Annotated in this window: 18 protein-coding genes; 11 read left to right on the top strand and 7 right to left on the bottom strand. The window is 59.4% G+C overall.

What is annotated here, in order from left to right; genetic code table 11:
- The first annotated feature begins 45 nt into the window (after positions 1-45).
- Together ABD815_RS01345 and ABD815_RS01340 are read left to right on the top strand one after the other, a co-directional pair.
- The gene (locus tag ABD815_RS01345) at positions 46-267 is read left to right on the top strand and encodes a hypothetical protein (RefSeq protein WP_344842387.1); all 222 of its coding nucleotides are present in this window, start codon (positions 46-48) and stop codon (positions 265-267) included.
- Positions 268-345: 78 nt separating this feature from the next.
- Positions 346-1,572, top strand: coding sequence for an FAD-dependent monooxygenase (locus ABD815_RS01340; RefSeq protein ID WP_344842384.1), 1,227 nt, complete (start codon positions 346-348; stop codon positions 1,570-1,572).
- 15 nt (positions 1,573-1,587) lie between these two features.
- Here the strand turns inward: ABD815_RS01340 and ABD815_RS01335 are convergent, their stop codons facing one another.
- Positions 1,588-2,319, bottom strand: a complete 732-nt coding sequence (locus tag ABD815_RS01335; RefSeq protein WP_344842382.1) for a transglycosylase SLT domain-containing protein — start codon at positions 2,317-2,319, stop codon at positions 1,588-1,590.
- Positions 2,320-2,449: 130 nt separating this feature from the next.
- On the opposite strand from ABD815_RS01335, the gene gatB reads away from it, so the two are divergent.
- Complete coding sequence (gene gatB / locus ABD815_RS01330) at positions 2,450-3,967, top strand: Asp-tRNA(Asn)/Glu-tRNA(Gln) amidotransferase subunit GatB (protein WP_344842456.1); 1,518 nt, start codon at positions 2,450-2,452, stop codon at positions 3,965-3,967.
- Positions 3,968-4,013: 46 nt separating this feature from the next.
- On the opposite strand, the gene ABD815_RS01325 is transcribed toward gatB, so the two are convergent.
- Positions 4,014-4,763, bottom strand: coding sequence for a mitochondrial porin family protein (locus ABD815_RS01325; RefSeq protein ID WP_344842380.1), 750 nt, complete (start codon positions 4,761-4,763; stop codon positions 4,014-4,016).
- 172 nt (positions 4,764-4,935) lie between these two features.
- Between ABD815_RS01325 and ABD815_RS01320 the strand changes: the two genes are divergently transcribed.
- Positions 4,936-5,340, top strand: a complete 405-nt coding sequence (locus ABD815_RS01320; protein WP_344842377.1) for a DUF4177 domain-containing protein — start codon at positions 4,936-4,938, stop codon at positions 5,338-5,340.
- Between the two features lie 4 nt (positions 5,341-5,344).
- Here the strand turns inward: ABD815_RS01320 and ABD815_RS01315 are convergent, their stop codons facing one another.
- The gene (locus ABD815_RS01315; protein WP_344842375.1) at positions 5,345-5,605 is read right to left on the bottom strand and encodes a BolA family protein; all 261 of its coding nucleotides are present in this window, start codon (positions 5,603-5,605) and stop codon (positions 5,345-5,347) included.
- Positions 5,606-5,673: 68 nt separating this feature from the next.
- On the opposite strand from ABD815_RS01315, the gene ABD815_RS01310 reads away from it, so the two are divergent.
- Positions 5,674-6,309, top strand: a complete 636-nt coding sequence (locus ABD815_RS01310; RefSeq protein WP_344842372.1) for a J domain-containing protein — start codon at positions 5,674-5,676, stop codon at positions 6,307-6,309.
- Positions 6,310-6,337: 28 nt separating this feature from the next.
- On the opposite strand, the gene ABD815_RS01305 is transcribed toward ABD815_RS01310, so the two are convergent.
- Together ABD815_RS01305 and ABD815_RS01300 are read right to left on the bottom strand one after the other, a co-directional pair.
- The gene (locus ABD815_RS01305) at positions 6,338-7,315 is read right to left on the bottom strand and encodes a DUF808 domain-containing protein (protein ID WP_344842371.1); all 978 of its coding nucleotides are present in this window, start codon (positions 7,313-7,315) and stop codon (positions 6,338-6,340) included.
- A gap of 115 nt (positions 7,316-7,430) precedes the next feature.
- Positions 7,431-7,991, bottom strand: coding sequence for a fasciclin domain-containing protein (locus tag ABD815_RS01300; RefSeq protein WP_425549829.1), 561 nt, complete (start codon positions 7,989-7,991; stop codon positions 7,431-7,433).
- 205 nt (positions 7,992-8,196) lie between these two features.
- Between ABD815_RS01300 and cobS the strand changes: the two genes are divergently transcribed.
- The 3 genes from cobS (at position 8,197) to ABD815_RS01285 (ending at position 10,352) form a co-directional block, all read left to right on the top strand.
- Positions 8,197-9,165, top strand: coding sequence for a cobaltochelatase subunit CobS (cobS, locus tag ABD815_RS01295; RefSeq protein ID WP_344842369.1), 969 nt, complete (start codon positions 8,197-8,199; stop codon positions 9,163-9,165).
- Positions 9,165-9,845 (top strand): aspartate/glutamate racemase family protein, encoded by a 681-nt coding sequence (locus tag ABD815_RS01290; protein ID WP_344842366.1) that lies wholly within the window; start codon positions 9,165-9,167, stop codon positions 9,843-9,845. The genes cobS and ABD815_RS01290 overlap by 1 nt, the downstream gene beginning before the upstream one ends.
- Before the next feature lie 117 nt (positions 9,846-9,962).
- The gene (locus ABD815_RS01285) at positions 9,963-10,352 is read left to right on the top strand and encodes a hypothetical protein (protein ID WP_344842363.1); all 390 of its coding nucleotides are present in this window, start codon (positions 9,963-9,965) and stop codon (positions 10,350-10,352) included.
- A 145-nt stretch (positions 10,353-10,497) separates the two neighbouring features.
- On the opposite strand, the gene ABD815_RS01280 is transcribed toward ABD815_RS01285, so the two are convergent.
- The gene (locus ABD815_RS01280; protein ID WP_344842360.1) at positions 10,498-11,103 is read right to left on the bottom strand and encodes an NADPH-dependent FMN reductase; all 606 of its coding nucleotides are present in this window, start codon (positions 11,101-11,103) and stop codon (positions 10,498-10,500) included.
- Between the two features lie 146 nt (positions 11,104-11,249).
- Between ABD815_RS01280 and cobT the strand changes: the two genes are divergently transcribed.
- The 3 genes from cobT to ABD815_RS01265 all read left to right on the top strand — a co-directional run bounded on the left by cobT (position 11,250) and on the right by ABD815_RS01265 (position 15,385).
- Entirely contained in the window at positions 11,250-13,124 is a 1,875-nt protein-coding gene (gene cobT, locus ABD815_RS01275; protein ID WP_344842358.1) for a cobaltochelatase subunit CobT, read from the top strand.
- A gap of 65 nt (positions 13,125-13,189) precedes the next feature.
- Complete coding sequence (locus tag ABD815_RS01270; RefSeq protein WP_344842355.1) at positions 13,190-14,971, top strand: aminopeptidase P family protein; 1,782 nt, start codon at positions 13,190-13,192, stop codon at positions 14,969-14,971.
- A 72-nt stretch (positions 14,972-15,043) separates the two neighbouring features.
- On the top strand, positions 15,044-15,385 hold the full coding sequence (locus ABD815_RS01265; protein ID WP_344842352.1) for a DUF427 domain-containing protein: 342 nt from the start codon (positions 15,044-15,046) through the stop codon (positions 15,383-15,385).
- Between the two features lie 22 nt (positions 15,386-15,407).
- Here the strand turns inward: ABD815_RS01265 and ABD815_RS01260 are convergent, their stop codons facing one another.
- Positions 15,408-17,093, bottom strand: a complete 1,686-nt coding sequence (locus ABD815_RS01260; RefSeq protein WP_344842349.1) for a chloride channel protein — start codon at positions 17,091-17,093, stop codon at positions 15,408-15,410.
- Positions 17,094-17,132 lie beyond the last annotated feature (39 nt).

The following is a 17,132-nucleotide window of genomic DNA, read 5'->3' as shown; positions in this document are numbered from 1 at the left end:
ATATGATAGGTGCAACACGAACGCATCTTTTGATCGGAGTCAGCAATGACGGGCGCCCCCACAGCATCTTCCACACTAAAAACTGATCCCAGTGAACCATCGCTCGGACCGCGCGGCACTGCGATTTTCGTTCTCGCCGTCCTCGTGATCATCGCCGCATTGGTCTACGGCGCCTTCGTGATCGGGCCATGGGTTATTGGCATCGCCGCATTGGCCACGGTGCCGGTGATCTACGTGGCTCTCATCCTGATCAGTGTGGGACGCTAAAAGCCCCCTTCTGCGCATTCCTGCGTGCGATTGCCCGTCGACTGGCTTACAAGTTTCGCGATTGCCAAGGAGACCGAGATGATCGCAAATCGCCCTACCCGTGAGATCGTCGATGTGCTCGTCGTGGGTGGCGGGATTGCGGGCATGATTGCTGCGGCGGCCTTTGGCGCGACCGGTTACAAAACCCTGATGGTCGACCCTGCGCGACCCGTGGTGTCAGGCGATGGAGCAGGCGCGGATTTGAGGTCCACCGCCTTCCTGCGCCCGGCGCGCGAATTGTTTCAACGCATCGGCATTTGGGACCGGTTACTGGCGCATGCCACCCCGCTCGACTCCCTTCGCGTTGTTGACACAGACGGCACGCCGCCGGTGGTGCGGGCCACGCGCCAGTTCGATGGTCGCGAGACCTCGGACGAACCGTTCGGATGGAATTTCCTCAACTGGGTCATTCGTCGCGAGCTCTTGAATGTCTTGCCGACGATTTCGACCTGCGAAATGCGCTATGGCACCGGTTTCAAATCCATCCTGACGCGCACCAACGATGCTTTTGTGACCCTGTCGGATGGGTCTCAGGTGCAGGCGAAACTGGTTGTGGCGGCCGATGGGCGAAACTCTGCAGTGCGCGACGCTCTCGGCATCGGGGTACAAACCACCCATTACGGGCAGAAATCACTCGCCTTCACGGCCCGCCACGCAGTGCCCCACGACAATGTATCGACCGAAATCTACCACGAGGGCGGCCCCTTCACGATGGTGCCCTTGCCCGATATCGACGGATCACCCGCCTCCGCCATCGTGTGGATGAACAAAGGCCCGCGCGCCGTCGAACTCCTTCACATGCCAGAGGCCGATTTCAACGCTGCGATGACAACCCGCGCAGCCGGTCTTTTCGGGGATATGCATTTGGCCTCCGCGCGTGGCGTCTTTCCGATCATCACACAGACGGCCGACCGCCTCGCCGCTCAAAGGGTGGCGATTATCGCCGAGGCCGCCCATGTTTTCCCGCCCATCGGCGCGCAGGGTCTTAACACATCGCTGAACGATCTGACCCTACTCCTCGACGTCCTCGCCACAGCCCCTGACGATCCGGGGGCGAACGCAGTTCTGGACCAGTATGAAAAAGCGCGCCAACGCGACATCGCCCCGCGTGCGCGCGCCGTGGATGCGTTCAACCGCGTCACGGGCGGCGCGGACGCGATTTCCAAATCTCTACGCTTGATGGGGTTGCGGGCCGTGCATGACCTGACGCCAATCCGCCATGGAGTCATGCGTGCGGGTTTGGGACCGCGCTCACAGCAATCCTGACCAACAACGCGGAGCCTAGAAGGGGTTGCTAACCTCGCGCGGCAACACCCATTCCCCTTGGCCATTCGCGTCAACGGGAAGCATCGCGCCTATACGCAATGTTGCCGGGCGCTGTTTTGGAACTGGCGAGCGTGTGAATGTTGCGTGACAGAATTCCTGACCGCGCAGCCACGCCCGCATGTCTTCGCGTTTGCGTTCTGAATGGAACGGCCCCCAATCGGCGGCGACCCCGCGCATGCCTGCGCTAACGACGCCATCGCGCGGGACGGTTATGTTCATGATCCGAACAGCGCAGGACAGATTGAGCGACCCGTCGCGCAGGTCATCACCCGTGCGCGCACGACAATTTCGCCAACGGGCGGTCGGTGGCGCAATTTGGGTCAACCCGAACCACAAACCACCACCCCCAACGGCCCCCTCGCGCCACGTGCTCTCATGATATGAAAGCGTCGACAAAAGACCGGCCCAGAACGCGGCCCGCCCTTGCGCAGTCTGATCGGGATACCCCGGGCACCAGCGTGCAATGTCGCTCGGCACCGTGCGCACAAGGTTGCCCCCATGGTTGCTGATCGCCCGCATCGCCGCCCGCGTCCACGAACGACCTTTGGGTTGGTTCTGCCAGCGTAAATCAGGCATCCGCACCTCATAGGGGCGCGCGTCCGGCAGCGGACTTTGCTCAATGGCAAAAACCGGCGCAGCGGCCGCAAGCGCGGCTATAACAGTCAGAACAATGCTAATGGATCGCAACAGACGCCCCTGAACTCCTTACAACCCTGCCATATTGCGCCAAACAGGGCCGGTTGAAAAGCCCGCCCCTTGCTCCCCGCGCGGGCCTGTCCTAGAAGGCGGAACAATGCCTAAACGCGGGACTTTGATCATGCTCGACCATCTCGACTACACACCCCCATCGCCAAAAGTCATTTCCGGCGCGAAAGACGACTGGGAATTGGTTATCGGAATGGAAATCCATGCCCAGGTTGCATCCAAGTCCAAACTCTTTTCCGGCGCCTCGACCAAGTTCGGCAACGAGCCGAATTCCAACGTGTCCTTCGTCGACGCCGCCATGCCCGGCATGCTGCCGGTGATCAACGAATTCTGTGTCGAACAGGCCGTGCGCACCGGTCTGGGCCTCAAGGCCGACATCAACCTGTTTTCGGCCTTTGACCGCAAAAACTATTTCTATCCGGATCTGCCGCAGGGCTACCAGATTTCCCAACTCTACCACCCCATCGTGGGCGAGGGTGAGGTGATCGTGGATATGGAACCCGGTGTGGCGCGCCGCGTGCGCATTGAACGCATCCACCTCGAACAGGACGCAGGCAAATCGATCCACGACATGGACCCCAACATGTCCTTCGTGGACCTGAACCGCACCGGTGTCGCGCTCATGGAAATCGTGTCGCGCCCCGACATCCGCGGCCCCGAAGAAGCGGCGGCCTACGTCCTCAAGATGCGTCAGATCCTGCGCTATCTGGGAACCTGTGACGGGAATATGCAAAACGGGAACCTGCGCGCCGATGTGAACGTTTCGGTCTGTCGTCCCGGTGCCTATGAGAAATACTGGGAAACACAGGATTTTTCACATCTCGGCACGCGCTGCGAAATCAAGAACATGAACTCGACCCGCTTCATTCAGGCCGCGATCGATTACGAAGCGCGCCGCCAGATCGCCATCCTCGAGGACGGCGGCACGGTCGATCAGGAAACCCGTCTCTATGACGCGGTGAAGGGCGAAACGCGCTCCATGCGTTCCAAGGAAGAAGCCCATGATTACCGCTACTTCCCCTGCCCCGATCTCTTGCCGCTCGAAATCGAACAGGCGTGGGTCGACGACATCGCAGCCTCCCTGCCCGAACTGCCCGACGAGAAAAAAGTCCGCTTTGTGAAAGACTTCGGCCTGAACGAATATGACGCCGGAGTCCTGACCGCAGAAACAGAGAATGCCGATTTCTTTGAAAAAGTCGTCGCCACAGGCGAGGACGGCAAACTATCGGCAAACTGGGTCATCAACGAACTCTTTGGTCGTCTGAAAAAGGAAGACCACGATATTTCCGAGAGCCCCGTTTCCCCCGAACAGCTCGGCGGGATCGTGAAACTGATCAAGTCCGGTGATATCTCCGGTAAAATCGCCAAGGATCTCTTCGAGATTGTCTACACCGAGGGTGGTGATCCTGCGCAGATCGTCGCGGATCGCGGCATGAAGCAGGTTACCGACACCGGTGCCATCGAGGCGGCTGTGGATGCGGTGATCGACGCGAACCCCGATCAGGTTGAAAAGGCGAAACAGAACCCGAAACTTGCGGGCTGGTTCGTCGGTCAGGTGATGAAAGCAACGCAAGGCAAAGCCAACCCGGGCGCTGTCGACGCATTGGTCAAATCCAAACTCGGCCTCTGAATATCTGCGAGCGCCCCGCGTGAACGCGGGGCCTCGAAGCACCGCGTCAGGGAAACAACCCCACAGGTGCCGCCGCATAGAATGAACGCAGCGCAAATCGCGGCGCCTCTCGGCCAAATGATACTCGGAAATGGACACCCGCGAAGGCTTCATCAGGTGATGATGCACCGAGGTAAGTGCGCATTTTCCCTGCCTCCACCCGCATTTCGACCCTTTCCGTGACGGCGTAACGCGCCTGCGCCCGCCATGTGCGAAAACTGTTCGCACCAAAGGTGCTGCGATCCACCCCTATGCCAAAAGACAGCCAATCATTTAACGCCAAACGTGCCGAACCTCCGTAGAAATCACGCCGCGTTGCATCGAAGTCTGCCTGCGCCACATGGCCCTGCACCGACAGACGCCCGTGCTGAAATCCCGCCTCTGCGCCGAACACCGTCCCACCATTGCCGCCCGCATCCTCCTCGACTCCGAAAAACAGGCCGATGGCGAACGGATCATGATGATACCCTGCATGCATCATCGCCGTTGTCACGTTTTGCACGGACGTGCCCGGAAACCGGGCATAGGCGAGGTCAAACTGCGCTCGCCAGCGGGGTGCAATAACCGCCTCCACCGACAGGACCACTTGTGGTTTCGGACGTGACGAGGTGTCCAGAACATAGTCCGCCGTCCCGATTTGTAACGACGCACCACTAAACTCAAGCGCCTCAACAGGACGGGCCGTGAGAGTAACCGCGGCAGTCATTGCGAATATCGCGACGCCCCGCAGCATTCGATGGACATTCCAGTCTGCCATATGTGGTCTCCTGCGAGGGGTGGTGACAATCCGCGTCGACCCTAGGCAGGATTGGTAAATGACTGGTTGCGCCACGTCGAAATTCGCGCGCCACACACCGCATGCGCGCGCGATCAGGTGACTTGACCCCCGCACCCCATCCGCTAAACCTTGCGCGACAAAGGAGAGACCCATGCCGCTTTACGAGTACAAAACTGTTCCCGCCTCGAAAAAGGGTGAAAAGGCGAAGGGCGTGAAATCGCCGGAGGGTCGGATCGCTCAGGCTATGGAGACCACGCTGAACGCGCAGGCAAAGGACGGATGGGAATACATTCGCGCCGACCTTTTGCCGATGGAAGAACGCGCGGGCCTCACCAGCAGAACGACGAATTACTACACCGTCCTCGTGTTCCGGCGTGAGATCGAACAGGCGATCAAACCTGTGGCGCAGGACGCGATTGCAGAACCCGTTGACGAAACCATCGACGAAAGTGTCGAGCCGCTCGAAGCCGAGACCACCGATGTGGAGCCTGTCACCGAGCCCTCCGAGGCCGAAGCACCCAAACCCCGCCCCCTGATCGCCGCAAAGCGCGACTAACCCCTCAAGGGGTGTCGAGGTCGAGCGATAGCGCGTGGATTTGCGGCACGAGGTCACCCAGCGCGCTATGCACGGCGCGGTGACGTGCCACGCGTGAAAGACCTGCGAACGCCTCACTGCGGATCACCACGTTAAAGTGGGTTTCCCCATCACCACCGGGATTGCCCGCATGACCCGCATGCGCCGCACTATCATCAACGACCTCCAAAAGGGTCGGCGTCAACGCCGTTTCGAGACGATCACGAATTGCATCTGTCATTTTCATTGGTCCAGCCTTTTCCCTTTTCCCCACATCGTCTAAGGTCTTGCGTCCGAGTCGAAAAGGTCAGACAGATGACACAAGAAGATCCCTTTGGTTTCGATATGTCGGTTTCATCGGCAAAAAAGAAAAAGCGTGGCGGTCGCCGCGGCATGTCCGGTGCATTCGAAACATCCAAACGGCTATGTGAGCACGATGGTTGCGAGGAGTCCGGAAAGTACCGCGCCCCCCGCTCTCCCGATCACCTCGATGAGTACAAATGGTTCTGCAAGGACCATGTGCGTGAATACAATCTGAAATGGAATTTCTTCACCAACGCTTCGGCCGAAGAAATGGAAGCCCAGATCAAAGCCAGCCAAACCGGCGAACGCCCGACACAGCCCTTTGGCAAAAAGTCGGTCGAGCAACGCGCGTGGGAACGCCTCGGCATCGACGATGCCCATGAGGTGCTCGGCGAGAACGCGACGCGCAACCACGGCAAATCAGACCCCAACGGTCACACGCGCAAACTGCCGCCGGTTGAACGCCAGGCGATTGAAATTCTCGAGGCCAAAGACCATTGGACCAAGAACGAGATCAAGAAGCAGTATCGCGCCCTGATCAAAGTCTTGCACCCCGATGTGAACGGCGGCGACCGGTCGCAGGAAGACCAGTTGCAGCAGGTCGTATGGGCCTGGGATCAACTCAAAGAAAGCCGCTGGTTCAAATAAGCCAGCGCGATGATTACCAAAAGGCGCCCTAGTGATGGGCGCCTTTTTCTTTGCCTCTGATCGCCGAAATCGCCGGATCGATGATCCGCGCAACAACGGGGATCAGCAACAGGCCGACAATCAGGCCGAACACCCCATCAAAGAACGCGGTGACGGCCCATTCGACAAACTCAACGGCCGATGGCACTGCGTGAGCGGCTGCGACCGCGACGTTGTGGATCCATTCATAGGGCTGATGCTGACCCAGCTCATGAAGTCCGTGAATCAAAATCGACCCGCCAACCCAAATCATTGCCGCCGTGCCGACAACCATCAGCGCCCGCATCAACCACGGCATGAACTTGACGATCGCGCGCCCCAGAGAACGGGTGAACGACAACCGACCGGTTTCCGCGAGCCATAGTCCGACATCATCCGCCTTCACGATCAGCGCGACAGCGCCATAAACCGCAACGGTGATGATAACACCCGCAAAGGCCAGCGCGCCTGCGGTCATCCAGATCGAGGCCGTCGGATCGAGCGCGGCGAGAATAATCGTCATGATCTCTGCGGACAGGATGAAATCGGTCTTTACCGCCCCCGCGATTTTTTCCTCTTCCAGATGCTGTGGATCGCCATCGGAGTCCAATTGGCCATCGGCGTAGGGTTCGTGCGGGTAGAACAGATGGTAGACCTTTTCTGCGCCCTCGAAACACAGATAGGCCCCGCCCAGCATCAATAGCGGGGTAATGAGCCATGGCGCAAAGGCCGACAGCAACAGCGCGGCAGGCAACAGGATCAAAAGCTTGTTCCGGATCGACCCCAGCGCGATTTTCCACACAATCGGCAACTCACGCGCCGGTTTGAACCCCGTGAGGTATTTGGGCGTGACAGCCGCGTCGTCAATCACCGCACCTGCGGCCTTTGACGAGGCTTTCACAGCCTGCGTGGCGATATCGTCTACATTGGCAGCCGCGATCTTTGCGATGCCGGCCACGTCGTCGAGAAGTGCCAGAAGGCCGCTCATTGTCTTCCCCTTTGTGTGTCAGTCTTTTTCAGCTTTTAGGGGTAACAGGATACAGAGACAAGGAAAGGGGACCCGTGGCCCCCCTTTCCCCCATTTTGTTTAAGTCATGCGCAGATCACATCGCAGGCAGCAGGACCGTATCGATGACGTGGATCACGCCGTTGGACTGGTCCACGTCTGCAATCGTTACAGTGGCAACCTGACCGGACTCGTCCTCGATCTTCACCATTCCGTCTTCGATCATCGCTTTGAGCGTGCAGCCACCAACGGTCGCGACCTCATACACGCCACCATCATCGGCAATCATTCCCATGAGCGCGCTGGCCATTACGTCGCCCGCAACCACATGACAGGTCAGGATTTTCACCAACTGGTCTTTGTTCTCTTCCATCAAAAGCGTTTCGACCGTGCCATCAGGCAGCGCCGCAAAGGCGTCATTCACAGGGGCAAATACGGTAAAGGGACCTTCGGAGCTCAGAGTATCGACCAATCCGGCGGCCTGAACGGCGGCGACCAGCGTCGTGTGATCGGCGGAATTGATTGCATTTTCGACGATTGTTTTATCAGCGAACATCTCGGCTCCACCAACCATCGGGTTCGCGGTGGCATGACCATCTGCATAGGCTGCGGTGGACAGGGATGCTGCGACGACTGCGGTAAGGATCATGGATTTCATTGGAAAACTCCTACATCTGCCCCGACCCAGTGCCGAGGATATAAGAGCTACGGGAGCCAGCCGAAGACGGACCACCGTTTCGCGATCACAACATCTCACAGACCCGCGACCTCGATGGGGACCGATTGGCGGGCTCGCCCCCTTGCACCCCCCAATGATATGAGGCACGAAGTCCAAGCGAGATAAGGCAGAGGCGGAAGAGACCATGAACGCGAGCGATAAACCCACCGAAACCATCTCAGTGCGCGATACCTTTGGCATCGACACCGATATGCAGGTCAAAGCTTTTGCAGACCGCACGGACCGCGTGCCTGACATCGACTCGACCTATAAATTCGATCCCGATACGACGCTGGCCATTCTGGCAGGCTTTTCCCACAACCGTCGCGTTATGGTGCAGGGCTACCACGGCACGGGCAAATCCACCCATATCGAACAGGTCGCGGCACGCCTGAACTGGCCGGCTGTGCGCGTCAACCTCGACAGCCACATCAGCCGGATCGATCTCATCGGGAAAGATGCGATCAAACTGCGCGACGGCAAACAGGTCACCGAATTCCACGAAGGCATTCTGCCTTGGGCGCTGCGCAATCCCGTGGCCATCGTGTTCGACGAATACGACGCCGGCCGCGCGGACGTTATGTTCGTGATCCAGCGTGTGCTGGAGCATGACGGCAAACTGACCCTGCTCGACCAGAACGAAATCATCACGCCCCACCCCTGTTTCCGCCTCTTCGCGACGGCGAACACTGTGGGTCTGGGTGACACGACCGGTCTCTATCACGGCACCCAGCAGATCAACCAGGCACAGATGGACCGCTGGTCCCTCGTGGCGACGTTGAACTACCTCAAACACGATGCCGAAGCCGCAATCGTCCTGTCGAAGTGCCCGCACTACAACACCGAAAAAGGCCGCAAACAGATCAGCCAGATGGTCACCGTGGCCGAGTTGACGCGCACTGCCTTCATGAACGGCGAATTGTCGACCGTCATGTCGCCACGGACCGTCATCACATGGGCGCAGAATGCCGAAATATTCCGCGATATCGGCTATGCCTTCCGCCTGACGTTCCTCAACAAATGCGACGAACTCGAACGCCAGACGGTGGCGGAATTCTACCAGCGTTGCTTTGACGAAGAGCTCCCCGAAAGCGCCGCGTCGATCGCAAGCTGATGCATATCGGCCTGATCGGCGGCATCGGCGTTGCGGCGACGGTGGTCTATTATCAGCGGCTCGTGAAAGCGGTGGAAATGCGCGGCGGCACGCTTCGCCTGACCATCTCGCATGGCGATATCAATACGTTGATCCGCAACAATTTGGCCGACATCCGCCAACCCCAGGCCGACATCTTCGCAGCCCAGATTGACGAACTAAAGGGCGCGGGGTGCGACGTTGCGGCCCTCACCTCGCTTGGCGGGCACTACTGTTTTGACGAACTCGCCGCGATTTCAGCTTTGCCGTTGGTGTCCGGTGTGGCCCCGTTGGATGACCATTTTGTCGCCGCCGGTATTAAACGTGTCGGGTTGCTCGGAACGCGTGGGGTCATGCGATCACGCCTCTACGGCCAACTACACCAAACCGAGGCCGTTGTGCGCGACGATGACATCGAAACGCTGGGCCAAACCTATCAGGACATCGCGGTGCGGGGAGCGTGCTCAGCCGATCAGCGTGCGCTCCTGATCGATGCCGGACGTAGGATGGTTGAGGAACAGGGTGCGCAGGCGATTGTGTTGGCAGGGACCGACCTCAATCTGGCGTTCTGTGATCTCGACGTGGGCTATCGCGTGATTGATGCGCTGGATATTCACGTGGATCTACTCGCGCGGATCGCCACAGGTGCGCAACCCGTTTAAGGCGCTGTTTTGCAACTGAAAATGAACGGATGCGTGTTTACATATCTTTTGCACGTGCGGCGAAAGTTTTCATTTTGATTAATTGACTATCAGCTTTTTACCCATAAAGTTTACTTTATGGGCGGTCTAAAAACTTTCTATGTGGCGGCAATCGCGATGCTTTCCACCTTTGGCACGGCGGTCGAAGCCCGACCTTTCGACCCGCTCACGCGCGAGTTTGCCTATTGCGCAGGCCGCCTGTCCGCCCAAATGGAATTCCAATGGCTGATCTCCGACCCCGCGTCCGACCGCACAGTGGCGCAGCGCTCCGCAATGGTCACCCTGTTGGAATCCGTCATGGACCCCGATCGAAAACCGGACGTGATGCACCTTCGCATATCGGCGAAGATGGCCCATTCTGCCCTTTTGACGCGCGCGCACTTTTCACCGAATTCCGAGATTGCGCTCCATGCGCACCGTCGCGCAACGGCTGAAATCGGGACCTGCCTGTCCTTGATCCTTAGCTGAATGTCACGCCGAGGCTGCCCCGGCTAGAGAGCTGGCGAGAGCGCAGCCCAAACGACACGTCTACTGGAAACACGCCGTATGAGCCGCGCTGGTCGTTGCTTCGCCGCACATCTTTTCGGGTCCGGCGAAACCATGGGCCTTTGGATCAGGCCGCTTTTGCCGCGTCAGACGCCCGTGCAGCAGAGGTCGCTTTGACCCACCACGAAAAGTCTTCCAACATGCCGGTCAACGAAGGGACCAACGCATCTTCCACGGTGGACAATGGCGCATTGCCACCCATGGGATGCACGGCGAAAAAGTCTCGCCCGCCGAGATGCAACGCACTGCGCACGGGCACCATTTGAAGTTCAACCGCGATGGCGCGCAGATGTTCCAGAGCGCGTGCGCCGCCCATGGACCCGTAGGCAAAAGCAGTCATCGGCTTTTTGGTCCACTCTTTATAGGCCTGATCGAGCGCGTTTTTCAGGGCGCCGGTGATCGAGTGATTGTATTCCGCCACGAGGAAAATGAAGCCATCGTACTGGGCGATCTTTTCCTGCCATGCGACGGCTTTGGGGTCCTGCGATGGCATCCAAAGATTGGAGGCAGGCTCGTCAAACAGCGGCAGGTCGAAATCGCGCAGATCGACCAAGTCAAAGTCGAGATCACTGCGCAACTCTTTTGCTTTTTCGATCAGCCATGCGGCGGGCTTATCGGCGAAACGGGTTTCCCGTGTGGAGCCGATGATGATTGCAATTTTAGGCGTAGACATGGTCTCTCCTGTTCGTAAATGGGTGCTATCCCAAATATCTACGCACACAACCAAATCGCAACAGCAACATATGTGCACACAAGCGCAATTCATGTGCGCCCTCGCTTCCCCTTGCTCGCCCCATCCCTGCATGGTTTAACTCGGCTATGACCAAGCCCACAGATAACGCGGCCGATCCGTTCAAAAAAGCGCTCGCCGAAGCCACCAAAGTGATGGCCCACGACCCCGAGTTGTCGGTCACCTATTCTATGGACCCCGCAGGCCTGTCGGGCGACACCCTACGCCTGCCACAGGTTTCGCGCCGCTTGACGAAGGAAGAGGTGCTGATCGCGCGCGGGACCGCTGATGCGCTCGCGCTGCGCCACCGCTTCCACGACAACAAAACCTTCACCCGCTACGCCCCTTCCGGCCAAATGGCTTTTGACATCTACGATGCCTTGGAAACCGCGCGCTGCGAGGCCGTGGGTGCCCGCCACATGCCCGGAACCGCCGGAAACATCGACGCCAAAATCGGAAACGATGCCGCGCGCCGTGGGTATGACGGTGTGACCAAAACCGAAGACGCCCCGCTCGCACAGGCGATGGGCTACTATCTGCGCCACAAGGCGACGGGTCGCGATCTCCCCGCAGGCGCGGACAATATCATGTCGCTCTGGCAGGATTTTATCGAGGGCCAGACCGAAGGCACCTTCGACGACATCGACTCCGCACTGGAAGATCAAAAAGCCTTCGCCCGCCTCGCGCGCCGCGTCATCGAAGAACTCGGGTACGGCGACCAATTGGGCGATGATCCCGACCAGACCGACCCCGAAGAAGACCAGAACGCCGAGACGGAACAGGAAGAAGAAGACCCAGATTCCACAGGCGAAGAGCAGGAACAGGATTCCGAAACCGACGCTTCACCCGAGGATAGCACCGAAGAGCAACAGGACATGCAGGAGGCCACGGTCTCCTCTGATGACCTTGCCGACGAAGAGTTTTCCGAGGAAGTAGAGCTGCCCCAGGACGAGGCGGAAATGGAGCCGCCCCAGCCCATGCCGCATTCCGAGGCTGATCCGGATTACCAAGTCTTTACAACGCAATACGATGAAGAAGTCTTGGCCGAAGACCTCGCGGAGCCTGCGGAGTTGGAGCGCCTGCGCGCCTATCTCGACCAACAACTTGAACCACTCAAAGGTGCGGTGTCGCGCCTCGCCAACAAACTCCAACGCCGCCTTCAGGCACAGCAAAGCCGGTCGTGGGAGTTCGATCGCGAAGAGGGCATTCTGGACGCAGGGCGCCTCGCACGGGTCGTGGCAAACCCGACCACGCCCCTCTCCTTCAAGGTCGAAAAGGACACCGAATTTCGCGATACCGTCGTCACACTGCTGCTCGACAACTCCGGCTCGATGCGTGGTCGCCCGATTTCCATTGCCGCAATCTGTGCGGATGTTCTCGCACGCACACTCGAACGCTGCTCGGTAAAAGTCGAAATTCTCGGCTTCACCACCCGCGCTTGGAAAGGCGGACAAAGTCGAGAAGACTGGCTCGCTGCGGGACGCCCGCACGCGCCGGGTCGACTGAATGATCTGCGCCACATCGTTTACAAATCCGCCGACGCACCTATGCGCCGCACCCGCGCGAACCTCGGGTTGATGATGAAAGAAGGCCTGCTCAAAGAAAACATCGACGGTGAAGCGCTTGAGTGGGCGCACAAACGGATGCTCGCACGGTCGGAAGCCCGCAAAATCATGATGGTGATTTCGGATGGTGCGCCGGTCGATGACTCCACGCTGTCGGTCAACCCCGCGAACACGCTTGAAAAACACCTGCGCGACGTGATCGAGTTGGTCGAAAAGCGCAAACAGGTCGAACTGCTCGCGATCGGGATCGGTCATGATGTGACGCGCTACTACGAACGCGCCGTGACGATTACCGACGTCGAACAACTGGCCGGCGCGATGACCGAACAACTCGCGGCCCTGTTTGACAGCGATCCGCGCGCGCGCGCCCGCTTCATGGGCATTCGCCGCGCCTCGTGAACCGGATTGACCGCGCGCCGGCGATCCGGATTAAAATTCTTTATGCAAAACCAAAGGTTTGAGCGATGTTTCAAAGCTTCAACGTCACGAGCCGCCCCGACCAAGCCGCCCCCCGCGTCACTGCCCTGCGCGCTGAAATGGCCCAAGCTGGTCTCGACGCCTACCTCGTTCCGCGCGCGGATGCCCATCAGGGCGAAACGGTCGCCGATTGCGATGACCGTCTGGCGTGGCTAACAGGGTTCACCGGCTCCGCAGGCAGCGCAGTCATCGGCCTCTCGCAGGCCGCCCTATTCACCGACGGTCGCTACACCGTCCAAGTGCGCGCGCAGTGTGACCCCGCCCTGTTCGAATTCATCGACTGGCCCGCAACCAAACCCGTCGACTGGCTCAAAAAGACTGAGGCCCGCCGGATCGGTTTTGACCCATGGTTGCACACGGTGGCCGAGATCCGCGCGATCCGCAAAGCATTGACCGACACGGACGCGGAACTGGTCGCAGGCGCGAACCTCGTGGACCGGATATGGGCCGACCGCCCCGCCCCGCCAGCCGCATTGGCGGTCGCCCAATCGGTCAAATTCACAGGGCGCACCTCCGATGACAAACTGGATGAAATTCGCGAGAGCCTCAAAAAATCCGGTGCCGACGCGGCGGTCCTGACCCTGCCCGATTCCATATCGTGGTTGCTCAACATCCGCGGCAGCGACATCGCGCATACACCGGTCGTGCAGGCATTCGCGATCATTCCCGCGGAGGACAAACTGTCCCTTTTCGCAAATCCGGCCAAATTCGCGGACCTCCCCGAGGACCCTCGAATTTCAATCTACGATGATGCCGCCCTGGCCGAAGCCCTCTCCGCCCTTGAGGGTCGCGTTCTGGTCGATCCGGCCAGCGCCCCACATGCGGTGGTAAGTCTGCTCACAAAAGCCGACGTGGTTGAGGGCACCGATCCGTGTCAACTGCCAAAAGCCCGCAAAACACCGCAGGAAATCGAAGGCACCCGCGAAGCGCATTTGCGCGACGGCGCGGCCATGGTCGAGTTTCTGGCATGGCTCTCCGATCAGGCTGTCGAAACACTGTCCGAGATCGACGTGGTCAAAAAACTCGAAGGATTCCGGCGCGCGACCAACGCGCTCAAGGACATTTCGTTTGAAACGATCTGCGGCTCTGGCCCGAATGGCGCGATTGTCCATTACCGCGTGAGCGAAGAAACCAATCGCCCCCTTGCAGAGGGTGAATTGCTCCTCATCGACAGCGGCGGACAATATGTCGACGGGACCACGGATATTACCCGCACCGTCGCCTTGGGCGATATTGGCGCGGATGAACGCGAAGCTTTCACCGCCGTCCTGCAGGGCATGATTGCCATCTCGGCGGCACGTTTCCCCAAAGGGATCACAGGCGCGCATCTGGATGCCTTGGCCCGATCCGCCCTCTGGCGTCAGGGGCGAGACTATGACCACGGGACAGGCCACGGTGTGGGCGCTTACCTATCCGTGCACGAGGGCCCGCAGCGGCTATCACGCGTTTCGGATGTGGCGCTCGAAGAGGGGATGATCCTCTCCAACGAGCCCGGATATTACCGCGAAGGCGCGTTTGGCATTCGCATTGAAAACCTGATCGTGGTTCAACCTGCCCAAATGCCGCCTGGGTCGGACAAGCGCGAGATGTTCGAGTTCGAGACACTGACCTTCGTGCCCATCGACCGCAATCTGATCCATCCGGATGCTCTCGCACCATGGGAGCGTGATTGGATCGACGAATACCACGCCTTGGTGTGGGACAGAATCTCCCCTCGCCTTTCCGACGATGCCCGCGCGTGGCTGCGCGAAGCCGTCGCCCCCCTCTAGGATATTTGTGACATAGCCTTGTCACACATTCATTGATAGGTTGCGCGAGCTGACGGAATGAGGAGAGCGAACATGGCAGAGCACATCACGATACGTGAGGCTGATGGGACTTGGGTTGTGCGGGCTGGCGGCGCCGTTTTGGGCGAAAGCACGCGCGCTCTGGAGTTGACCGAGGGGGACTACCCGAGCGTCATCTATTTCCCGCGCGAAGACCTCGCCATGGCTTTCCTCGAACAGACCGACACTGTGTCGAGCTGCCCCTTCAAAGGCAACGCGACATACTACTCGATCCACACAAAATCCGTGGTGATCGAAGACGCTGGCTGGTCCTATGAAGACCCCAAGGAAGCCGTTTCAGCCATCAAGGACCACGTCGCATTCTACCCGCAAAAAGCCGCCGTCGAACGCATTTGACCGACGCCTTCGCGAGCCCTGATTACGAATGCTCTTCCTGTGCAGTCGCCGCGAGTTCACGGTTGAATTCCCGTAACGCATCCACCTGAAACAGGGCGCCATGCAATTCCGGCTGCGCGTCATCGCGCAGGGTGACCACCGGAATAAACACGAAATTGTTCTTTTCAAACAATGGCATCGCCTGCTCAAGGGTGGCGTTGGGGGAAATGTAGATGCCTTGGGAAATCAACTCGCGGCAGGCTTCATCGGACGCCGCACGTGGCGCGTCTGGTTTTCGATAGCATTCATGCACCCGCAATGTGGCCAATAGATAGGCCTGTGGCCCTGCCGCCAAATGAACCCCGCGCCGCTCCAGCAGCGTCAGGAAAAACGACCGATCCACGAGACGCGATGACAGCGCCGTCGAGAGCGACACGGCCACCATCACTGCCAATCCTGTTTGCCAGTCCCCCGTCAACTCGAACACGATCAGCGTTGTTGAAATCGGCGCGCCGAGAACCGCCGCCGCGACGGCCCCCATCCCGGCGAGCGCATATAGCGTGGCTGTACCTGAAACTGTGGGGAAAATCGCCGTGGCGACCAATCCGAACGCCAACCCCGTCAAAGCGCCCACCATGAGAGCCGGTGAAAACACCCCGCCCCCCATGCGACCTGCCATGGTAATTGCGACAGCGACGACTTTCAAAAACGCGAACACCACCGCTTCGCGCAGCAATAGAGAACCGGTTAGCGCCGCCGAAGTTGTTTCGTACCCCACGCCGATAATATGCGGAAACCCGATGGCCAGCAGGCCGAGCATGGCCCCCGTCAGGGCCGGACGCAGCACCGGTGGCAAACCGATCCGCTCCTGCACCCAGGACCCGAAATCATCGGCCATGAAAATCGCGCGCATCATCAAAACGGCAACGAACCCGCAGAGCAGGCCGAGCAGAACGAAAGCAGGCAACTCGACGTAAAACGACAGCGCACCCTCCGCGGCGAGCGTGAATTCGGTCACATCGCCAAACTCGAGCCGGTTGATCACCGTCCCTGCGACCGATGCGATGGCGATGGGCGCAAAGGCATGCACCGCGAAATGGCGCAGCACCACCTCGAGCGCAAAGATCGCCCCAGCAATGGGCGCGTTGAAGGACGCGGACACTGCCGCCGCCACTGCACAGCCCAATAGATCGCGCCCCGTGACCCCGTTTGCATGCAGACGGTTGGACACCCAACTCGAAATTACCCCCGCGAGGTGAACCACCGGCCCCTCCCGCCCCGTGGACCCGCCGGTCGACAATGTGATCAGGGAGGCGAAAGCTGAGGCAATGCCGGCACGTTTTTCCATCCGGCCCTCGTTCAGCGCCGCCCCCTCAATCACATCCGCGACCGAGCGCACGCGCCCGTCGGGCGTAAACCAGTTCAAAATGATCCCGACCACAAGCCCGCCCAGAATGGGCAGCATCAAAATCCAGTACCAAGGCAGATCGCTGGCAAAACTGTGCAATTGTCGAACGTCATCCGTCCCGTAAAGGAATGCCTGTAGTGCATTGATACCTTTGCGAAAAAGGAGGGCCGAAAAACCCGAAGCCACCCCGATTGCCAAGGCAATAAACCAGAACTGGATCTGGTTCGGACCCCGATTCCGGATGAGCAATAGCGTCTGCGAAAACCCTGTCACGATCTCGCGCAGCGCTTTTTGCGGATAGCTTTGTTTGCTCTCGGCCATGTTTCTGCCGGTCCGATCTTCTTGTGCGCCCTGCGCAAT

The sequence above is a fragment of the Celeribacter arenosi genome, from assembly GCF_039539485.1.
In the GTDB taxonomy this organism is placed as follows: Bacteria; Pseudomonadota; Alphaproteobacteria; order Rhodobacterales; family Rhodobacteraceae; genus Celeribacter; species Celeribacter arenosi.
This window is presented reverse-complemented; position numbering and strand designations above follow the sequence as displayed.

Excerpts from the sequence above, each read along its gene's own strand:
- ABD815_RS01280 (WP_344842360.1), bottom strand. The coding sequence starts at position 11,103 with ATGTCTACGCCTAAAATTGCAATCATCATCGGCTCCACACGGGAAACC.
- ABD815_RS01270 (WP_344842355.1), top strand. The coding sequence starts at position 13,190 with ATGTTTCAAAGCTTCAACGTCACGAGCCGCCCCGACCAAGCCGCCCCC.
- ABD815_RS01320 (WP_344842377.1), top strand. The coding sequence starts at position 4,936 with ATGCCGCTTTACGAGTACAAAACTGTTCCCGCCTCGAAAAAGGGTGAA.
- ABD815_RS01265 (WP_344842352.1), top strand. The coding sequence starts at position 15,044 with ATGGCAGAGCACATCACGATACGTGAGGCTGATGGGACTTGGGTTGTG.
- ABD815_RS01315 (WP_344842375.1), bottom strand. The coding sequence starts at position 5,605 with ATGAAAATGACAGATGCAATTCGTGATCGTCTCGAAACGGCGTTGACG.
- ABD815_RS01260 (WP_344842349.1), bottom strand. The coding sequence starts at position 17,093 with ATGGCCGAGAGCAAACAAAGCTATCCGCAAAAAGCGCTGCGCGAGATC.
- ABD815_RS01305 (WP_344842371.1), bottom strand. The coding sequence starts at position 7,315 with ATGAGCGGCCTTCTGGCACTTCTCGACGACGTGGCCGGCATCGCAAAG.
- ABD815_RS01345 (WP_344842387.1), top strand. The coding sequence starts at position 46 with ATGACGGGCGCCCCCACAGCATCTTCCACACTAAAAACTGATCCCAGT.
- ABD815_RS01285 (WP_344842363.1), top strand. The coding sequence starts at position 9,963 with ATGGGCGGTCTAAAAACTTTCTATGTGGCGGCAATCGCGATGCTTTCC.
- cobS (WP_344842369.1), top strand. The coding sequence starts at position 8,197 with ATGAACGCGAGCGATAAACCCACCGAAACCATCTCAGTGCGCGATACC.
- ABD815_RS01325 (WP_344842380.1), bottom strand. The coding sequence starts at position 4,763 with ATGGCAGACTGGAATGTCCATCGAATGCTGCGGGGCGTCGCGATATTC.
- ABD815_RS01290 (WP_344842366.1), top strand. The coding sequence starts at position 9,165 with ATGCATATCGGCCTGATCGGCGGCATCGGCGTTGCGGCGACGGTGGTC.
- cobT (WP_344842358.1), top strand. The coding sequence starts at position 11,250 with ATGACCAAGCCCACAGATAACGCGGCCGATCCGTTCAAAAAAGCGCTC.
- gatB (WP_344842456.1), top strand. The coding sequence starts at position 2,450 with ATGCTCGACCATCTCGACTACACACCCCCATCGCCAAAAGTCATTTCC.
- ABD815_RS01300 (WP_425549829.1), bottom strand. The coding sequence starts at position 7,991 with ATGAAATCCATGATCCTTACCGCAGTCGTCGCAGCATCCCTGTCCACC.
- ABD815_RS01310 (WP_344842372.1), top strand. The coding sequence starts at position 5,674 with ATGACACAAGAAGATCCCTTTGGTTTCGATATGTCGGTTTCATCGGCA.
- ABD815_RS01340 (WP_344842384.1), top strand. The coding sequence starts at position 346 with ATGATCGCAAATCGCCCTACCCGTGAGATCGTCGATGTGCTCGTCGTG.